We start from the raw sequence: 18,831 nt of genomic DNA, 5'->3' as shown, positions 1-18,831 counted from the left end.
AGGCCTCCGGGCCAGCTACCCGTATTACCTGACAGAGGAAGCCATATGTTCGGTTTAGAGGCTCTGGATCTCGCCCGAATTCAGTTCGCGTTCACCATCTCGTTCCACATTCTGTTCCCGGCCATCACCATCGGCCTGGCGAGTTACCTGGCAGTGCTCGAAGGTTTGTGGCTGAAGACCCGCAACGACACCTACCGCGATCTCTACCATTTCTGGTCGAAGATTTTTGCCGTCAACTTCGGCATGGGCGTGGTTTCCGGGCTGGTCATGGCTTATCAGTTCGGCACCAACTGGAGTCGTTTCTCCGACTTCGCCGGTGCCGTCACCGGGCCGCTGCTGACCTATGAAGTGCTTACGGCGTTTTTCCTTGAAGCCGGTTTCCTTGGCGTCATGCTGTTCGGCTGGAACAAGGTCGGGCGCGGCCTGCACTTCTTCTCGACGGTGATGGTGGCGATCGGCACGCTGATTTCGACCTTCTGGATTCTCGCCTCCAACAGCTGGATGCAGACCCCGCAAGGCTTTGAAATCGTCAACGGTCAGGTCATCCCCACCGACTGGCTGGCAATCATTTTCAACCCGTCATTCCCGTACCGCCTGATGCATATGGCCACGGCCGCGTTCGTCGCAACGGCGTTCTTCGTCGGCTCGTCGGCGGCCTGGCACCTGCTGCGGGGCAGGGACAACCCGGCGATCCGCACCATGCTGTCGATGGCCATGTGGATGGCGTTGATCGTCGCGCCGATCCAGGCAGTGATCGGCGACTTCCACGGCCTCAATACGCTCAAGCATCAGCCGGCGAAAATCGCGGCGATCGAAGGCCACTGGGAAAACCATGGCGACGAGGCAACGCCGCTGATCCTGTTCGGCTGGCCGGACATGAAAGAAGAGCGCACCAAGTTCGCCGTGGAGATCCCCTACCTCGGCAGCCTGATCCTCACCCACTCGCTGGATAAACAAGTACCGGCGCTGAAGGAGTTCCCACCGGAAGACCGGCCGAATTCGACCATCGTGTTCTGGTCGTTCCGAATCATGGTCGGCCTCGGCTTCCTGATGATTTTCACCGGTCTTTGGAGCCTGTGGCTGCGCAAGCGTGACTCGCTGTACACCTCGCGGCCGTTCCTGCATCTGGCTCTGTGGATGGGGCCGTCCGGCCTGATCGCGATTCTCGCCGGCTGGTTCACCACTGAAATCGGCCGTCAGCCTTGGGTGGTCTATGGCTTGATGCGCACCGCAGATGCTTCGTCCAACCACAGCTTCATGCAGATGAGCATCACCCTGATCATGTTCGTTGTGGTGTATTTCGCGCTGTTCGGCGCCGGGCTCGGCTACATGATGCGCCTGGTGCGCAAAGGGCCGAAGATCAGCGAAGGCAGCGAAACGCCGGACGGTGGTCCAGGCAAGAAGCGCACCCCGGCGCGTCCGTTGTCCGCAGCCGACGATCCGGCCGAGGGCGAGCACGAAGACAACACTCGCTTGACCAAGGAGATTTGACTCATGGGTATCGATCTTCCGCTGATCTGGGCCGTGATCATCATCTTCGGCATCATGATGTACGTAGTCATGGACGGCTTCGACCTGGGCATCGGCATTCTCTTCCCGTTCGTGCCCGGCAAGACTGATCGCGATGTGATGATGAACACGGTCGCCCCCGTGTGGGACGGCAACGAAACCTGGCTGGTGCTGGGCGGCGCGGCGTTGTTCGGCGCATTCCCGCTGGCCTATTCGGTGGTGCTGTCGGCGCTGTACCTGCCGCTGATCTTCATGCTGATGGGCCTGATCTTCCGTGGCGTGGCTTTCGAGTTCCGCTTCAAGGCCAAGGATGAAAAACGTCATCTGTGGGACAAGGCGTTCATCGGTGGTTCGATCGCGGCGACGTTCTTTCAGGGCGTGGCGCTCGGTGCTTTCATCGATGGTTTGCCGGTAGTCAACCGACAGTTCGCCGGCGGTTCACTGGACTGGCTGACGCCCTTCACGCTGTTCTGTGGCGCGGCGCTGGTGGTGGCCTATGCATTGCTCGGTTGCACCTGGCTGATCATGAAAACCGAAGGCAAGCTGCAGGAACAGATGCATGACCTGGCGCGGCCACTGGCGTTTGTTCTGTTGGCAGTGATTGGTATCGTGAGCCTGTGGACGCCTCTGTCGCATCCGGAAATCGCCTCGCGCTGGTTCAGCATGCCGAATCTGTTCTGGTTCATGCCGGTGCCGATCCTGGTGCTGGTCACCTTGTACGGCCTGATTCGCGCGGTGGCACGTAACGCCAACTACACGCCGTTCCTGCTGACCCTGGTGCTGATCTTCCTCGGCTATAGCGGCTTGGGCATCAGCCTGTGGCCGAATATCGTGCCGCCGTCGATCTCGATCTGGGACGCCGCCGCGCCGCCGCAAAGTCAGGGCTTCATGCTGGTCGGCACGCTGTTCATCATCCCGTTCATCCTGGGGTATACCTTCTGGAGCTACTACGTGTTCCGCGGCAAGGTCACCCACGAAGACGGTTATCACTAATCCCATGCTGGGCTTGCCCTGTGGGAGCGAGCCTGCTCGCGAAGGCGTCCGCAGTGACGCCTTGGCTTAACGGAGATCGATGCAATGACCGGCAAACATTCCCTGCACGACATTGAAGAAGCCGAAAAAAAGCCGCTGTGGCAGCGGCTCGGCTGGTTGGCCCTGATCTGGGTTGGCAGTGTCGGCGTGTTGTTCATCGCCGCCAGCCTGATGCGCATGTTCATGAATGCCGCGGGTCTGACCACCCACTGAAACATCCGGTTCCGGCGCCTTCGGGTCTGGATTTGCAACCCTCCTCACGGAGGGTTTTTTTATGCCGCAGACTTATTTGCGCGCCTTGAGGATGACGAATTTCGGCGTGGCCGCCACTTGCTCGACACCGCGGAACAGGCGCGCCAGTTTGCTGTGATAGCCCAGATGCCGATTGCCGACAATGTATAGCGCACCGCCGACCACCAGTGCCTCGCGCGCCTGCTGGAACATGCGCCAGGCGAGGAAGTCGCCGACCACCTGTTGCTGATGGAACGGTGGGTTGCACAGCACCACGTCCAGTGACTGCGGCGCCTGCCCGGCCAGACCGTCGCCAGCGCGCACGATGACTTCACGATCGCCCAACGCTGCGCGCCAGTTCTCGGCAGCCGATTGCACTGCCATGAACGATTCGTCGACCAGCGTGTAATGTGCATCCGGGTTCTGCAAGGCGCTGGCAATTGCCAGAACACCATTACCGCAACCCAGGTCGGCGACTCGCGAATTGCCAAGGTTTTTCGGCAGATGCGGCAGAAACGCGCGAGTGCCGATGTCGAGGCCTTCGCGGCAGAAGACGTTGGCGTGGTTGAGCAATTCGATTGCCGGCTCGTCGAGACGATAACGAGTCGGGTAGGGCGATGTGGCGGGCGCTTTGGTGTCAGGCGTGGCGATCAGCAGTCGGGCTTTCTTCACGGCCAGCGACGCCTGGACCGGGCCGATGTAGCGCTCCAGCAGGTCGCCAGCAGCACGCGGCAGATGCTTGACCATGGCGGCGGCGATCACTTGCGCACCGGGAGCGAGTTGCCCTTGCAGGCGGATCAATTGCTCCTCCAGCAGCGCCAGGGTTTTGGGGACGCGGATCAGTACCCGATCAAACGGCCCGACCAAAGGCTCACTGGCCGGTATCGGACGGATCGCGTCGAACGCCTGGCCATTGCGCAGCAGATTCTTTTCCAGCCCGAGGAAACCCAGGAACGAGTCGCCGCTGCTGCTGATCTCGACCTTGCCCAGCAGACTGATCGCCAAGGCGCCAAAGCTGTCATTGAGCACCAGCACGCGCGTGCGGCTCTCAGGTTGTTCGCTGGCGAGATGATTGAGCAGGTATTCGTCCGCCGCGTCGAACGCTTGCAGCGGTTCATTTTGCTGTTCAGGCTGGCGGATCAGGTCGAGCTGGGCGAAAGGCGTTTCGAGCAAGGGCATGGGGCGGGGACTCAGGATATTCGGCAGATATCCCGTTGCCGGCAGATCGTGCGACGGGATCCGACCGAGTGGACTGCGGCGCAAGCAGGATGCGTCATCACTCGGAAAGGCCTGAATGGTACGTTTTTTTGCGCGTAAATACTTGCAGGATTACCGCGCGATAACGCTCAGCTGTCAGATGATCCCGGCACGAGCGGCGGCAATCACCGCAGAAATCTTGTTGCAGACGTTGAATTTCTCGATGACGTTTTGCACATGGTAGTTAACGGTGCGTTCGCTCAGGCTGAGGATCCGCGAGATATCGTGAGCGGTTTTTCCCACAGCGGACAGTTTCATGATCTCCAGCTCCCGGGACGATAGCCTGGGCTTGCTGGGCTTGGCCTGCAGGGGAATGGTGCGGGCATACAATTCGCTGAGGTGCTGGTTGGCGTAGAACAGATAACCATAATGCTCGTACAGCTCGAGCGGGCTGATCGGGCAATGGGTGCGCGCCAGGCTGATGATGCTGCACAAACCGCTGGCTTCGTCATGAAACGCTTGCGACCAGCCATGTTGCAGTCCGTTCTGTTTCAGCGCCTGCCACAGTTCGGGCGCGTCTGAAAACACGGTCTCCTCCCAAACGATCGGCAATATTGAGTGAGTGCAATGCGCTATCACCGGATCGATATTCCGGTAGTTCTCTTTTTTGTACTGGACGTTCCATTCTTTCGGATAGTTATTGATTTGCAAGGCGTTAAGATGCACTTCGCGATTGGCTGACGTGACGGTGATGGCGCAGAAATTAAAGCCCAGGTTTTCGGCGAATCTCAGCAATATTGCATAAGCCGATTCTATGCCCTTCGCAAACGTCAGTTGTTTTAATTGTGATTCCTTCCACGTTTCCATGAACTATCGCCTCCATAGCCTGATATCGGGGCGCCAAATGGATCCAAAAGATCCGGCACGAATCGAAGTGTAGGATCTTTCCTGCGAATCGCCTTACATTATTTCGAGATTGAAACTTTGATGTTTTTTATAAAGTGTTCTTAGCAATACAGGCTGTTATATTTTAAATGCCATATTAAAGTTATTGCTCCAGAACTGACTCTGGCGGCACATGCAACATCGCAGTGCCGCTGTTATCAATACCATTACCAATCACGAGTGTTTGCCAGCTCGATTTTGCGGGACACTGGGAGGAATTGTTTCAAGGAGTGCCTCATGACTGCCAGCGCCGAGAAGTACACCACCCAGACCTTGCTCGATGTGCGACCGTTGACCCCGAACCTGTTCACGCTGCGCACCAGCCGCGATCCCGGCTTTCGCTTTCGTGCCGGCCAGTTCGCCCGGCTGGGCGTGACCAAGGACGATGGCAGCACGGTCTGGCGCGCGTATTCGATGGTCTCATCGCCGTTCGACGAGTTTCTCGAGTTCTTTTCCATTGTTGTGCCGGGCGGTGAATTCACCAGTGAGTTGAGCCGGCTCCAGGTCGGCGACACTTTGATGGTCGAGCGCCAGGCGTTTGGTTATCTGACGCTGGATCGCTTTGTCGATGGCCGAGACCTTTGGTTACTGTCCACCGGCACCGGAGTAGCGCCGTTTCTGTCGATCCTGCAGGACTTCGAAGTCTGGGAGAAATTCGAGCGGATCATTCTGGTTTACAGCGTGCGCGAAGCACGGGAACTGGCTTATCAGGAGTTGATCGCCGGGTTGGCGCAACGTGACTATCTGAGCGAATACGCCCACAAGCTGCAATTCATCCCCACTGTGACCCGTGAAGCACACCCCGGCGCGCTGCAGGGCCGGATCACCACGTTGATCGAAAATGGCGAACTGGAGCGAGCGGCGGGCGTTGAGCTATCGCCAGAGCATTCGCGGGTGATGCTGTGCGGTAATCCGCAAATGATCGACGACACCCGCGCCTTGCTTAAACAGCGCGACATGCGCCTGAGCCTGACGCGCAAGCCGGGGCAGGTGGCCGTGGAGAATTACTGGTAACGAAAACGGCACCCGCGGGTGCCGTTGCAATGTGTAGCGAATGCCTCAGGGCCTCTCGTTCTGTGCTTTGAGCAGGTCGCGGATTTCGCCAAGCAGTTGCTCTTCCTTGCTAGGGATCGGCGGCGCGGTGGGTGCGACGGCTTCTTCACGCTTGAGGCGGTTGATGGCCTTGACGCCCATGAAGATCGCAAATGCGACGATCACGAAATCCAGCACCGTCTGCAGGAATTTGCCGTAAGCCAGGACCACGGCGGGCGCATCGCCCTGGGCGGCTTTGAGCGTGACGGCCAGATCACTGAAGTCGACCCCACCGATCAACAGGCCGATCGGCGGCATGATCACGTCGCCGACAAACGACGAAACAATCTTGCCGAACGCTGCGCCAATGATGATACCGACGGCCATATCGACCACATTGCCTTTGACCGCGAAGGCCTTGAACTCGCTAAGCACGCCCATAGTTATTTCCTTGTTACAGATGAGTTTGGTGTTGGCAGTGTAATTCAGCGAAACGCCTCCTGCGCGAAACACCTTCTTACAATGCCCGTTTTTATCGACACATCAATTGACGATTAGTTTGCAAAATGCCAGCAATCGCGCGCGAAATACGCGGTAAAGCGCTGATTGCACAGCCAATTTCCTCAATCATGGTGTTACGTTCTTTCTATTTATGTTCAGCGGCACAGGCCTCTAGCCTTGGTGTGGCGCACCTGGATGCGCCCAATAAAACCAGAGGAACCTGATATGACATCCATTCCTGGACTGGGGGCTTTTCCCCATCGCCGCACCTTCGGTGTGCTGACCGCCAGCCTGCTGACCTTTTCAGTCAATGCCGCTCCGCTGACTCGCGATAACGGCGCTGCGGTCGGTGACAATCAGAACTCGCAAACCGCTGGCGCCACCGGCCCGGTGCTGCTGCAGGATGTGCAGTTGATCCAGAAGCTGCAGCGCTTCGACCGTGAGCGCATCCCCGAGCGTGTCGTGCATGCACGCGGCACCGGCGCCCACGGCACCTTTACCGTGACCAATGACCTCAGCGATCTGAGCAAGGCCAAGGTATTCGCCGCCGGCCAGAGCACTCCGGTATTCGTGCGCTTTTCGGCGGTGGTGCACGGCAACCACTCCCCGGAAACCCTGCGTGATCCGCGCGGCTTCGCCACCAAGTTCTACACCGCTGACGGCAATTGGGATCTGGTCGGCAACAATTTCCCGACCTTCTTCATCCGCGATGCGATCAAATTCCCGGACATGGTGCACGCCTTCAAGCCCGATCCACGCACCAACCTCGACGACGATTCACGCCGGTTTGATTTCTTCTCCCATGTACCGGAAGCGACCCGGACACTGACCGAGTTGTATTCCAACTACGGTACGCCGGCCAGTTATCGCGAGATGGATGGTAATGGCGTTCATGCCTACAAGCTGATCAATGCAAAAAATGAAGTTCACTATGTGAAGTTTCACTGGAAGAGCTTGCAGGGGATTAATAATCTGCGGCCAAAACAGGTTGGCAAAGTTCAGGGTCAGGATTACAGCCATATGACCAATGACCTGGTCAGCAATATCAACAAAGGCAACTTTCCGAAGTGGGACTTGTACGTGCAAGTTCTCAAGCCGCAGGATTTGTCCAAGTTTGATTTCGATCCATTGGATGCAACCAAGATCTGGCCGGGTATTCCCGAACGCAAAGTTGGACAAATGGTCTTGAACCGCAATCCGGCGAATGTATTCCAGGAAACCGAACAAGTGGCCATGGCGCCGGCCAACGTAGTTCCGGGTATCGAGCCTTCGGAAGATCGTCTGTTGCAGGGTCGAGTGTTCTCTTATGCCGATACGCAGATGTATCGCCTCGGTGCCAACGCATTGCAATTGCCGATCAACGCACCGAAAACCGCAGTGAACAATGGCAATCAGGATGGTGCGATGAATTTTGGCGCCAGCCAGTCCGGCGTCAACTACCAGCCAAGCCGCCTGCAACCGCGTGAAGAAACGCCAGCGGCGCGTTACAGCCAGTCGGCGCTGGCGGGCAGCACCCAGCAGGCGAAGATTCAGCGTGAGCAGAACTTCAAGCAGGCCGGTGATCTGTATCGCTCGTACAGCAAGCAGGAACGCCGCGACCTGATCGACAGCTTCGGCGGCTCGCTCGCCACCACCGATGACGAAAGCAAGCACATCATCCTGTCCTTCCTGTACAAGGCCGACCCTGAGTACGGCAGCGGTGTGACCGAAGTGGCCAAGGGCGACCTCAGCCGTGTGAAAGCGCTGGCGGCCAAACTGACCGACTGATAGCGATGCGGCGCACGTGAGGGCTGTCCCGCCTCGCGTGCGCTCAAGGAGAGCCCGATGCGTATGTTTCTTTTAGGCCTGGCCGCGTGCCTGTCGCCCCTCACCTGGGCGGCACCGGTCGAGCAAAATCCCGAGGCGATCAAGGCGCAGTTGCAGGATTATTATTTCGACGCTGCCCGCCGCGGCGACGTGCCGATGCTCGAGACCTTTATCGAATCCGGCTATTCCCTTGATACCCGCGACAGCAAGGGTTACACCGCGCTGATTCTGGCGGCCTATCACGGTCAGGCGCCGGCGGTTGAGCGACTGTTGGCAGCGGGCGCGGACGCCTGTGCTCAGGATCAACGTGGCAACACGGCGCTGATGGGCGCGATATTCAAAGGCGAGTTGCAGATTGCCCGGCGCCTGATGGCCACCGATTGCAGCCCCGACCAACGTAACGGCGCCGGACAGACTGCGGCGATGTACGCCGGGCTGTTCAAACGTCTGGAATTACTTGATGCGTTGAAAGCCAAGGGCGCCGACCTTGATGCCGAGGATCCGCTGGGCAACAGTGCCGCGCGTCTGGCCAGCGGCGAAATCCGTACTGCCGCGCCGCGCTGATCGGCGATGGCTGCGTTATCATCGCGTCTTTTGTTCCGGGGGTTCTGATGGCCAAGGCCAAGCGCATGTACGGCTGCACCGAGTGCGGCGCAACCTTTCCCAAGTGGGCCGGGCAGTGCGGCGAATGCGGTGCCTGGAACACCCTGACCGAAACCATGATCGAAAGCGGCGGCGCCACGGCACCCACCGGGCGCACCGGTTGGGCCGGGCAGCAGGCACAGATCAAGACGCTCGCCGAAGTCAGCATCGAAGAAATCCCACGTTTTTCTACCGCCTCCGGTGAGCTTGATCGCGTGCTCGGCGGTGGTCTGGTCGATGGCTCGGTGGTGCTGATCGGCGGTGATCCGGGGATCGGCAAGTCGACCATTCTGCTGCAGACCTTGTGCAACCTGGCCAAGAGCATGCCGGCGCTGTACGTCACCGGTGAGGAATCCCAGCAGCAAGTGGCCATGCGTGCACGCCGTCTCGGCCTGCCGCAGGATCAACTGCGGGTGATGACCGAGACCTGCATCGAAACCATCATCGCCACTGCCCGCCAGGAAAAGCCCAAGGTGATGGTCATCGACTCGATCCAGACCATCTTCACCGAACAACTGCAATCGGCGCCGGGCGGCGTGTCCCAGGTACGTGAAAGTGCGGCGCTGCTGGTGCGTTACGCCAAGCAGAGCGGCACGGCGATTTTCCTCGTCGGCCACGTCACTAAAGAAGGCGCGCTGGCCGGTCCGCGTGTTCTGGAACACATGGTCGACACCGTGCTGTATTTCGAAGGTGAATCCGATGGTCGACTGCGTCTGCTGCGGGCGGTGAAGAACCGTTTCGGCGCGGTCAACGAGTTGGGCGTATTCGGCATGACCGACAAGGGTCTGAAAGAAGTCTCCAACCCGTCGGCGATTTTTCTCACCCGCGCTCAGGAAGAAGTCCCGGGCAGTGTGGTCATGGCGACGTGGGAAGGCACCCGGCCGATGCTGGTAGAGGTGCAGGCGCTGGTCGATGACAGTCATCTGGCCAACCCGCGTCGGGTGACGCTGGGGCTGGATCAGAACCGATTGGCGATGTTGCTCGCGGTGCTGCACCGTCATGGCGGCATTCCGACTCACGATCAGGATGTGTTCCTCAACGTGGTCGGTGGTGTGAAGGTGCTGGAGACCGCTTCGGATCTGGCGTTGATGGCGGCGGTGATGTCGAGTTTGCGCAACCGGCCGCTGCCACATGATCTGCTGGTGTTCGGCGAAGTCGGCCTGTCCGGCGAAGTGCGCCCGGTGCCGAGCGGGCAGGAACGTTTGAAGGAAGCGGCCAAGCACGGCTTCAAGCGCGCGATCGTGCCGAAGGGTAATGCTCCGAAGGAATCGCCGGCGGGGTTGCAGATCATTGCCGTGACGCGCCTCGAGCAGGCCCTCGACGCACTCTTCGAGTAACCACAATCCCCTATGTAGGAGCTGCCGAAGGCTGCGATCTTTTGATCTTGAAACAAAATCAAAAGATCGCAGCCTTCGGCAGCTCCTACAGGGGGCAAGTCAGATTTCGATCAGCGCACCCAGTTCGCGCTCCAGCTCGGCCTCATCCGCCAGATTCAGCTCGATCAGCCGCCGCAGGCGCTGGATCGATTCCAGGCTGATATGCCGGCAGATGAACCCCAAATGCCCGTTCTCCTCGTGAGCCAGATGCACATCCATTTCGATATCGACGTCTTCGCTCAGATGAATGTCGACGACGAAGTCCTGCTCTTTGTCCCCCAGCCACGGCTCCGGTCGCTCGATCAGCAGGCCCTTGAGCGACAGGTCGATCAGTTTGACCGGCCAGATGTACTCGCCCTGTTTCAGCTCGGTTCGGGCATCGAACGCAATACGTTTGAAACGACGTCGATTGGCAGGGTGCTCACTCATGGCGCAATCCTCATGAAGGTTCGCTGACTATAGACCGCGAATGCGGGCGCCAGCCAATCGCTCAAGCGTCTAGACCTATGTCGGGGTATGGCCTTTGGCGCCGTAAGCGCTAAACTCGGGGTGGCTGTCTTTCTTGTCCACCCTGGCTGGAATAATAAAATGAAAAATAATAATAGCCTGCTGCGCCACTTACCCTGGCTCGTGCTGGCAATCGTAGGAGCGTGCGCCCTGGGCGTAGTGGCATTGCGCCGCGGCGAGGCGATCAACGCCTTGTGGATTGTGGTCGCTGCCGTGGCCATTTATCTGGTTGCGTACCGTTACTACAGTCTGTTCATCGCCAACAACGTGATGCAACTGGATCCGCGTCGGGCCACCCCCGCCGTGCTCAACAACGATGGTCTGGACTATGTGCCGACCAACAAACACATTCTTTTCGGTCACCACTTCGCGGCCATCGCTGGCGCGGGGCCGCTGGTCGGTCCGGTGCTGGCGGCGCAGATGGGGTATCTGCCCGGCACACTCTGGCTGATTGCCGGTGTGGTGCTGGCGGGCGCGGTGCAGGACTTCATGGTCCTGTTCATGTCGACCCGACGCAACGGCCGTTCCCTGGGCGATATGGTGCGTGAAGAAATGGGCCGCATTCCCGGGACCATCGCGCTGTTCGGCTGCTTCCTGATCATGATCATCATCCTCGCGGTGCTGGCGCTGATCGTGGTCAAGGCCCTGGCCGAGAGCCCGTGGGGCATCTTCACCGTGATGGCGACCATCCCGATCGCGATGTTCATGGGCATCTACATGCGCTACATCCGCCCGGGCCGCATCGGCGAAATCTCTGTGGTCGGTGTGTTGCTGCTGCTCGGTTCGATCTGGCTGGGCGGGCAGATTGCTGCCGATCCGGTATGGGCCAAAGCCTTCACCTTCACCGGCGTGCAGATTACCTGGATGCTGGTCGGTTACGGTTTTGTCGCTGCATCGCTGCCGGTGTGGCTGATCCTGGCGCCGCGTGACTACCTGTCGACCTTCCTCAAGATCGGCACCATCGTCGCCCTGGCGATCGGCATCCTGATCACCATGCCCGAGCTGAAAATGCCGGCGCTGACCCAGTTCGTCGACGGCACCGGGCCGGTGTGGAAGGGCGGTCTGTTTCCGTTCCTGTTCATCACCATCGCCTGCGGCGCGGTATCGGGTTTCCACGCGCTGATCTCGTCGGGCACCACGCCGAAGCTGCTGGATAACGAAACCAACGCCCGCTACATCGGTTACGGCGGCATGCTGATGGAATCGTTCGTGGCGATCATGGCCATGGTTGCCGCTTCGGTGATCGAGCCGGGCGTGTACTTCGCCATGAACAGCCCGGCAGCAGTCGTCGGCAGTGACGTCGCTTCGGTGGCGCAGGTTGTCACGAGCTGGGGCTTTGCGATTACGCCGGAAGCGCTGCAAGCGGTTGCCCATGACATCGGCGAGACCACCATCCTGGCTCGCGCCGGTGGTGCGCCGACCCTGGCGGTCGGTATTGCGCAGATCCTGCACAGTGTCCTGCCGGGTGAAAACACCATGGCGTTCTGGTACCACTTCGCGATCCTGTTCGAAGCGCTGTTCATCCTCACCGCTGTGGACGCCGGCACCCGTGCCGGGCGCTTCATGCTGCAGGATCTGCTCGGCTCCTTCGTACCGGCGCTCAAGCGTACTGAATCGTGGGGTGCCAACCTGATCGCCACCGCCGGTTGTGTGGCGATGTGGGGCTGGTTGCTGTATCAGGGCGTGATCGATCCACTGGGCGGCATCAACACCCTGTGGCCATTGTTCGGCATCTCCAACCAGATGCTCGCCGGTATCGCGCTGATGCTCGGCACCGTGGTCCTGATCAAGATGAAGCGCCAGCGCTACATCTGGGTCACCCTGTTGCCGGCCACCTGGCTGTTGATCTGCACCACCACGGCTGGCTTCATCAAGCTGTTCGACGCCAACCCGGCGATCGGCTTCCTGTCCCTGGCCAAGAAGTACAGCGATGCGCTGGCCAATGGTCAGGTGCTGGCACCGGCGAAAAGCGTCGAGCAGATGCAGCACGTGATCTTCAACGCCTACACCAACGCCACACTCACCGCGCTGTTCCTGTTCGTGGTCTTCAGCATCCTGTTCTATGCGCTCAAGGTCGGCATCGCCGCCTGGGGCAAAAAAGAGCGTACGGATAAAGAATCGCCATTCCAGGCCCTGCCGGATGCGTAACCAGAGGATTGCACCATGTTCAATGACCTGAGTCGCCTCGGTAAATACCTCGGTCAGGCCGCGCGCCTGATGGTCGGCATGCCCGACTACGACACCTACGTCGAGCATATGCAAACCAAACACCCGGACAAACCGGTGATGAGCTACGAGATGTTCTTTCGCGAACGTCAGGAAGCCCGTTACGGTGGCAAGGGTGGGCCGAAGTGCTGTTGAGCTGACAGCGCAGAAGTTGAGGTAATCCCCTGTGGGAGCGAGCCTGCTCGCGAATACGGAGTGTCAGTTGATGAAGGATTTGACTGATACACCGCTTTCGCGAGCAGGCTCGCTCCCACATTTGTTTTTGTGTTCTTTTCAGGAGATCGGGTTTTGTCTTCTCCCATCCCGGTAACGGTACTCAGCGGTTTCCTCGGCGCCGGCAAGACCACCTTGCTGCGCCATTTATTGAAAGCCGAGCACGGCCTGAAAATCGCCGTGATCGAAAACGAATTCAGCGACGCCGGCATCGACACTCAGTTGCTGGGTGATGAGCCGGTGCAAGTCATGACCTTGGCCAACGGCTGCGTCTGCTGCACCATTCACACCGACTTGACCAAGGCGCTGTACTTGCTGCTCGAGCGCCTGGACAGCGGCGAGATCGCCTTTGACCGTCTGGTAATCGAATGCACCGGTCTGGCCGATCCGGCACCGGTGGCGCAGACGTTTTTCATCGACGAAGAGCTGCGCGAGCGTTACCTGCTCGACGGCATCATCACCTTGGTCGACGCGGCCCACGCCGACGTGCACCTGACCCAGACCATCGCCCAGGCGCAGATCGGTTTCGCTGATCGCTTGCTGGTGAGCAAGACCGATCTGGTCGACGCAGCGACATTCGACGCGCTGAGCGAACGCCTCACCCGAATCAACCGTCGTGCGCCGATCCGCGTGGTCGAGCATGGCAACATCGATCTGGCCGAACTGCTGGATGTGCGCGGCTTCAACCTAAACGCTGATCTGGGCGGCGGTTTGAGCCTGCGTCCGGTGAGCAAGGCGCCGTCGATCGATCGCATCTCCAGCCTGGTGCTGCGCACCGATCAGGCGCTGGATATCGATCAGCTCAGCGAGTTCATGAACGAACTGCTGGAAGAGCACGGCAAGCAATTGCTGCGCTACAAAGGCGTGCTGAACATTGCCGGCGAAGACCGGCGGCTGGTATTTCAGGGCGTGCTGAAACTCTATGGTTTCGACTGGGACACCGAATGGGCCGAGGGCGAGACGCGCGAGAGTGTGATCGTGTTTATTGCCGATGACTTGCCGCAAGAGAAGATTCGGGCGGGGTTTGCCAAAGTAGTGGCGGGCTGATGAGGCTGTGTTGTCATTGATGGCCCCTTCGCGGGCAAGCCCGCTCCCACAGTGGATTGCATTCCTCCTGACAGAATGCGGTCCACTGTGGGAGCGAGCCTGCTCGCGAAAGCGATCTAGCCAGCAGCACAATGCCCATGGTCTGAACCCAGCAGCATCTGCTCAAGATGATCCAGATGCCGATTCATCAACATGCCGGCCTTGGAAACATCACCTCGCTCCACTACCTCAACCAACGCCACATGCTCTTGCCACGCGCAGCAGCTTCGCGTCGGGCTATCACTTCGCGCAATCGCCAGCGACGTCAACGGCACCAGACTGCGCAGAAAATGCGCTAACGGCACATTCTCTGCCATTTGCGCCAATAGCAGATGAAACTCCCCAGACAAGCGAATCGCCGCCGCGCGCCGATCCTGCTCGACGGCGCGCTTCTCGCGTTCGATCAATGTACGCAGGCTAGTCAGTTGATCTGCACGCGGACGCTGACACGCCAACCGCACCAACGTGTTCTCGGCCAGCCGTCGCGCATGTAAGGTCTGCCGGATCAGCTCCCGATCAGGCGCGGCCACTCGCGGTCGATGATTGGCGCGCAATACCACGATCTGCTCATGGGACAATTGCGTCAGTACCCGCCGCACATCAGCGCGGCCGGCGCTGAACATCGCTTGCAGACTGTCCTCGGTAAACCGGCTGTCTTCATCAATACGCTGCTCGAGAATCGCGTCGAACACTCGCGGATACAGATCCTCCGTCGGCGTGACCAGGCGAGAGACGGGCAGGGCGGTCGAATGCGCATGCGAGGCTGAAGCAAAACTGTTCATGGCCGTTCTCCTGGCAGATCAGTTGGGCAGGTTGTCATCCGGAATATTCAGCTCGATGCCCATGCGCTGGCCTTCGCGCAGAATGTGCCGGCGCATTTCGGTGCTGGCCTGGGCGCTGTTCTTGCTGCGGATCGCGCGAACCACAGCTTCGTTTTCTTCCAGGCGTTCGGCCAGATGTTCCGGTGAATTACGCAACACTTCGGCGCTTTGCTTGAGCGCGTTGCTGGTCTGCTGTACCACGCTCTGGAAAATCGGGTTGGAGGTCAGCGTGAACAGTTCTTCGTGAAAAGCGATGTAGGCACTGACTCCGGCTTCACTGTCACCGGCCTCGAGGGCTTCGCGCATGTCCATCAGGGTCAGGCGCAACTGGCCGACTTCCTTGCTGCTGATCGATTGCGCGACCAGCCCGACAATGAACGGCTCAAGGGTGTAGCGCAGTTGCAGCACGTCTTCGAGACTGGCGCCGGCTACCGCGCTGTCGTGGCTCTGGCTGTCACTGAGTTGCGCATCGAGCACGATCACGCCTTTGCCCGGCATCGAGCGCACCAGACCAAGGGTTTCGAGGACGATCACCGCTTCGCGCAGGCTCGGTCGGCTGATGCCCAGTTGTTCGGCCAGTTCACGCTGGCCCGGCAGCATATCGCCGGAGCGCCACTGGCCACGGGCCAACGCGGCGCGGAGTTTTTCCACCACTGAGTTGACGACGGTTGAAGTTGTAATCACGTATTGGCTCCCTGCGCCGTGCCTGCGCATTGGCAGGCACGGCACTCATTCAGAATTCTTTGGCCGCCGCCTGAGCGACGGTTTTTCGCGGTTGAAAGTTATAGCCCTGCTCGCCGTTGAGCACCTTGTTCGCGCGCTGCACGTCGATGTCCTTTTCCCAGCGGGCGATGGCCACGGTGGCGACGCAGTTGCCGATCAGATTGGTCAGCGCCCGGCCGATGCCCATGAACCAGTCCACGGCCAATACCAGCACCAGACCGACCACCGGAATCGCCGGGATCGCCGTCAGCGTCGCGGCGAGAATCACCAGCGCCGAACCGGGAATGCCATGGGCGCCTTTGGAGGTGATCAGCGAAACCAGCAGAATCGTCAGCAAATCGGTCATCGCCAGCGGTGTGCCGGTGGCATTGGCGATGAACACGATGGCCAGGGTCAGATAGATCGAGAAACCGTCGAGGTTGAACGAGTACCCGGTTGGAATCACCAGACCGACCGTCGAGCTGCCGATACCGAGGTGTTCGAGCTTGCGCATGATCTGCGGCAGCACGGCGTCGGAAGAGGCGGTGCCCATCACGATCAGCAGTTCTTCACGCAGGTACTTGAGCAGCGGCCACATGCGCAGACCGGAGACGCGCATCACCAGACCGAGGATCAGCGCGACGAAGGCGATGCAGGTCAGGTAGAACAGACCGACCAGACTGCCCAGGTGCTGCAGCGAATCGAGGCCGTATTTACTGGTGGTGAAGGCGATGGCGCCGAACACGCCGATCGGCGCCAGACGCACGATCATGCCCATGATGCGGAAGATCACGTGGCTGAGTTCGTTGATCAGCCGCGAGATTCCCGAAGCGGCTTCGCCAACCAGATTCAGCGCACTGCCGAACAGCACCGAAAACAGCAGCACCTGCAGAATATTGTTGTCAGCGAAGGCACCGATCACCGAGGTCGGGATCAGGTCCATCAGGAATTGTGTAGTGGTGTGCATGTGCTGGCCACGCTCGGCGAGGTCGCCCATGTCGGCGCTGGAGAGTTGCTCCAGATGAATGTTCGCGCCGCTGCCAATGCCGGTGCTGAAGGCGAACACCAGGCCGATCACCAGAGCGATGGTGGTCAGCACTTCAAAGTAGATCACCGATTTGAGGCCAATGCGCCCGACCTTCTTCAGATCGCCCGCGCCGCTGATGCCGCTGACCACCACGCAGAACACGATCAGGCCGATGAGCATCTTGATCAATTTGATGAAGCCATCGCCGAGCGGTTTCAGTTGGGCGGAGTATTCAGGAAGGGTCAGCCCGCAGACGATGCCGAGCATCAGTCCGAGAACCACTTGGAGGAAGATTGAACGCGAGCACCATCTGAGCATGGGAGGAATCCTGGTCGGTGTCCTGGCTGCCGTGCGCGTGGCGCATCAGATTCAGGACTTAATTATTGTGGTCTTACCGGTATGTCCAGTGCAGGCGCAGTCTAGGCTTGGTTTTTTCCTGATTACAAGGGGGAAACATGAAATTGGCATGACCGGTCTGACCAGTGGCCAAAGCCGCGTAGGCGCTGCCGAAGGCTGCGATCTTTTGATCTTGTTTTTAAAATCCAGATAAAAAGATCGCAGCCTTCGGCAGCTCCTACAGGTGAATTGCAGGCGAAAAAAAACCGGCCAATCACTTGGCCGGTTTTTCATGCTGCGGATTTAACGTCGCATCAAGCGCCGTATACCGGCAGTTTCTTGCAGATGGCTTTGACTTTCTCGCGAACGGCGTCGATCACCGCTTCGTTGTTCAGGTCAGCCAGGATGTCGCAGATCCAGCCGGCCAGCTCTTTGCACTCGGCTTCTTTGAAACCGCGAGTGGTGACAGCCGGAGTACCGAAGCGCAGGCCGGAAGTCACGAACGGCGAGCGTGGATCGTTAGGCACGGAGTTCTTGTTCACGGTGATGAACGCTTTGCCCAGTGCGGCGTCGGCGTCTTTACCGGAGATGTCCTGCTTGATCAGCGACAGCAGGAACAGGTGGTTTTCAGTACCGCCCGATACCACGTCAAAACCGCGCGCGATGAACACTTCGGCCATGGCCTTGGCGTTCTTCACCACTTGTTGCTGGTAAGTCTTGAACTCAGGCTGCAGCGCTTCCTTGAAGCAGATCGCTTTAGCAGCGATCACGTGCTCCAGTGGGCCACCCTGGGCGCCCGGGAATACTGCGGAGTTGAGCTTCTTCTCGATGTCGGCATTCGCCTTGGCGAGGATCAGACCGCCACGTGGACCGCGCAGGGTCTTGTGGGTGGTGGTGGTCACGACGTCGGCGAACGGTACCGGGTTCGGGTAGACGCCAGCGGCGACCAGACCGGCGACGTGAGCCATGTCGACGAACAGGTAGGCGCCAACCTTGTCAGCGATTTCGCGGAAGCGCGGGAAGTCGAGGATCTGCGAGTAGGCCGAGAAACCGGCGACGATCATTTTCGGCTTGTGCTCGACCGCCAGGCGCTCGACTTCGTCGTAGTCGATCAGGCCGTTGGCGTCGATGCCGTACTGGATGGCGTTGTACAGCTTGCCCGAGGAGGAAACGCTGGCGCCGTGGGTCAGGTGACCGCCGTGTGCCAGGCTCATGCCCAGAATGGTGTCGCCAGCCGACAGCAGCGCCAGGTACACCGCAGCGTTGGCTTGGGAGCCGGCGTGCGGCTGAACGTTGGCGTAATCGGCGCCGAACAGTTCCTTGGCGCGGTCGATGGCCAGTTGCTCAACCACGTCAACGTATTCGCAACCACCGTAGTAACGCTTGCCCGGATAGCCTTCGGCGTACTTGTTGGTCAGGACCGAGCCTTGAGCTTCCATCACCGCTGGGCTGGTGTAGTTTTCCGAAGCGATCAGCTCAATGTGTTCTTCCTGACGCTGAGCTTCTTGCTCCATGGCGGCAAAAAGGTCGGCGTCGTACTTGGCAATAGTCAAATCACGGCTGAACATGGCGGTCCTCAAGGATCGGGGGCAGAAAAGGGGGGCATTCTAACCCAACCGCTTTTGGATGACATATGAAACGA

The 18,831-nt window shown here is 59.4% G+C and carries 18 protein-coding genes; 10 read left to right on the top strand and 8 right to left on the bottom strand.

Translation table 11 applies throughout. The features are described from left to right. The first annotated feature begins 45 nt into the window (after nucleotides 1-45). The 3 genes from AB4N53_RS15845 (at nucleotide 46) to AB4N53_RS15835 (ending at nucleotide 2,754) form a co-directional block, all read left to right on the top strand. Nucleotides 46-1,491 (top strand): cytochrome ubiquinol oxidase subunit I, encoded by a 1,446-nt coding sequence (locus tag AB4N53_RS15845; RefSeq protein WP_024014409.1) that lies wholly within the window; start codon nucleotides 46-48, stop codon nucleotides 1,489-1,491. A 3-nt stretch (nucleotides 1,492-1,494) separates the two neighbouring features. Continuing rightward, nucleotides 1,495-2,502 (top strand): cytochrome d ubiquinol oxidase subunit II, encoded by a 1,008-nt coding sequence (gene cydB / locus AB4N53_RS15840; protein WP_016773089.1) that lies wholly within the window; start codon nucleotides 1,495-1,497, stop codon nucleotides 2,500-2,502. A gap of 84 nt (nucleotides 2,503-2,586) precedes the next feature. After that, a complete protein-coding gene (locus AB4N53_RS15835) occupies nucleotides 2,587-2,754 on the top strand; it encodes a DUF2474 domain-containing protein (RefSeq protein WP_016773090.1) in 168 nt (55 codons plus the stop codon). Nucleotides 2,755-2,826: 72 nt separating this feature from the next. Here the strand turns inward: AB4N53_RS15835 and AB4N53_RS15830 are convergent, their stop codons facing one another. Together AB4N53_RS15830 and AB4N53_RS15825 are read right to left on the bottom strand one after the other, a co-directional pair. Beyond that, nucleotides 2,827-3,951: a methyltransferase gene (locus tag AB4N53_RS15830; protein ID WP_460121592.1), complete on the bottom strand. Its 1,125-nt coding sequence runs from the start codon at nucleotides 3,949-3,951 to the stop codon at nucleotides 2,827-2,829. Nucleotides 3,952-4,125: 174 nt separating this feature from the next. Continuing rightward, the gene (locus tag AB4N53_RS15825) at nucleotides 4,126-4,836 is read right to left on the bottom strand and encodes an autoinducer binding domain-containing protein (RefSeq protein WP_460121590.1); all 711 of its coding nucleotides are present in this window, start codon (nucleotides 4,834-4,836) and stop codon (nucleotides 4,126-4,128) included. Between the two features lie 315 nt (nucleotides 4,837-5,151). On the opposite strand from AB4N53_RS15825, the gene AB4N53_RS15820 reads away from it, so the two are divergent. Beyond that, on the top strand, nucleotides 5,152-5,928 hold the full coding sequence (locus AB4N53_RS15820; RefSeq protein WP_460121588.1) for a ferredoxin--NADP reductase: 777 nt from the start codon (nucleotides 5,152-5,154) through the stop codon (nucleotides 5,926-5,928). 45 nt (nucleotides 5,929-5,973) lie between these two features. Here AB4N53_RS15820 and mscL read toward each other — a convergent pair whose 3' ends face one another. Then, nucleotides 5,974-6,387 (bottom strand): large-conductance mechanosensitive channel protein MscL, encoded by a 414-nt coding sequence (mscL, locus tag AB4N53_RS15815; RefSeq protein WP_024014404.1) that lies wholly within the window; start codon nucleotides 6,385-6,387, stop codon nucleotides 5,974-5,976. Between the two features lie 285 nt (nucleotides 6,388-6,672). Here mscL and katB point away from each other — a divergent pair, with 285 nt between their 5' ends. The 3 genes from katB to radA are packed head-to-tail and all read left to right on the top strand — an operon-like array spanning nucleotide 6,673 to nucleotide 10,232. Next, on the top strand, nucleotides 6,673-8,214 hold the full coding sequence (katB, locus tag AB4N53_RS15810) for a catalase KatB (protein ID WP_460121586.1): 1,542 nt from the start codon (nucleotides 6,673-6,675) through the stop codon (nucleotides 8,212-8,214). A gap of 57 nt (nucleotides 8,215-8,271) precedes the next feature. Beyond that, nucleotides 8,272-8,817, top strand: a complete 546-nt coding sequence (locus AB4N53_RS15805; RefSeq protein WP_460121584.1) for an ankyrin repeat domain-containing protein — start codon at nucleotides 8,272-8,274, stop codon at nucleotides 8,815-8,817. A 47-nt stretch (nucleotides 8,818-8,864) separates the two neighbouring features. After that, nucleotides 8,865-10,232, top strand: a complete 1,368-nt coding sequence (gene radA / locus AB4N53_RS15800; protein WP_095181861.1) for a DNA repair protein RadA — start codon at nucleotides 8,865-8,867, stop codon at nucleotides 10,230-10,232. Nucleotides 10,233-10,331: 99 nt separating this feature from the next. On the opposite strand, the gene AB4N53_RS15795 is transcribed toward radA, so the two are convergent. Beyond that, entirely contained in the window at nucleotides 10,332-10,700 is a 369-nt protein-coding gene (locus AB4N53_RS15795; protein WP_460121582.1) for a PilZ domain-containing protein, read from the bottom strand. Between the two features lie 159 nt (nucleotides 10,701-10,859). On the opposite strand from AB4N53_RS15795, the gene AB4N53_RS15790 reads away from it, so the two are divergent. From AB4N53_RS15790 to yjiA, 3 genes are all read left to right on the top strand, one after another. Continuing rightward, on the top strand, nucleotides 10,860-12,926 hold the full coding sequence (locus AB4N53_RS15790) for a carbon starvation CstA family protein (protein ID WP_016773099.1): 2,067 nt from the start codon (nucleotides 10,860-10,862) through the stop codon (nucleotides 12,924-12,926). Between the two features lie 15 nt (nucleotides 12,927-12,941). Next, a complete protein-coding gene (locus AB4N53_RS15785) occupies nucleotides 12,942-13,139 on the top strand; it encodes a YbdD/YjiX family protein (RefSeq protein ID WP_003228401.1) in 198 nt (65 codons plus the stop codon). A 153-nt stretch (nucleotides 13,140-13,292) separates the two neighbouring features. Next, complete coding sequence (gene yjiA, locus AB4N53_RS15780) at nucleotides 13,293-14,264, top strand: GTPase (protein ID WP_460121580.1); 972 nt, start codon at nucleotides 13,293-13,295, stop codon at nucleotides 14,262-14,264. Nucleotides 14,265-14,380: 116 nt separating this feature from the next. On the opposite strand, the gene AB4N53_RS15775 is transcribed toward yjiA, so the two are convergent. The 4 genes from AB4N53_RS15775 to glyA all read right to left on the bottom strand — a co-directional run bounded on the left by AB4N53_RS15775 (nucleotide 14,381) and on the right by glyA (nucleotide 18,757). After that, on the bottom strand, nucleotides 14,381-15,085 hold the full coding sequence (locus tag AB4N53_RS15775) for a GntR family transcriptional regulator (RefSeq protein ID WP_460121578.1): 705 nt from the start codon (nucleotides 15,083-15,085) through the stop codon (nucleotides 14,381-14,383). Nucleotides 15,086-15,103: 18 nt separating this feature from the next. Further along, a complete protein-coding gene (locus AB4N53_RS15770; RefSeq protein ID WP_460121576.1) occupies nucleotides 15,104-15,808 on the bottom strand; it encodes a FadR/GntR family transcriptional regulator in 705 nt (234 codons plus the stop codon). A gap of 49 nt (nucleotides 15,809-15,857) precedes the next feature. Beyond that, entirely contained in the window at nucleotides 15,858-17,171 is a 1,314-nt protein-coding gene (locus AB4N53_RS15765) for a C4-dicarboxylate transporter DctA (RefSeq protein WP_258603721.1), read from the bottom strand. 332 nt (nucleotides 17,172-17,503) lie between these two features. Then, complete coding sequence (gene glyA, locus AB4N53_RS15760) at nucleotides 17,504-18,757, bottom strand: serine hydroxymethyltransferase (protein ID WP_460121574.1); 1,254 nt, start codon at nucleotides 18,755-18,757, stop codon at nucleotides 17,504-17,506. Between the last annotated feature and the right edge of the window lie 74 nt (nucleotides 18,758-18,831).

The organism is Pseudomonas sp. H3_E04 (assembly GCF_054668915.1).
This window is presented reverse-complemented; position numbering and strand designations above follow the sequence as displayed.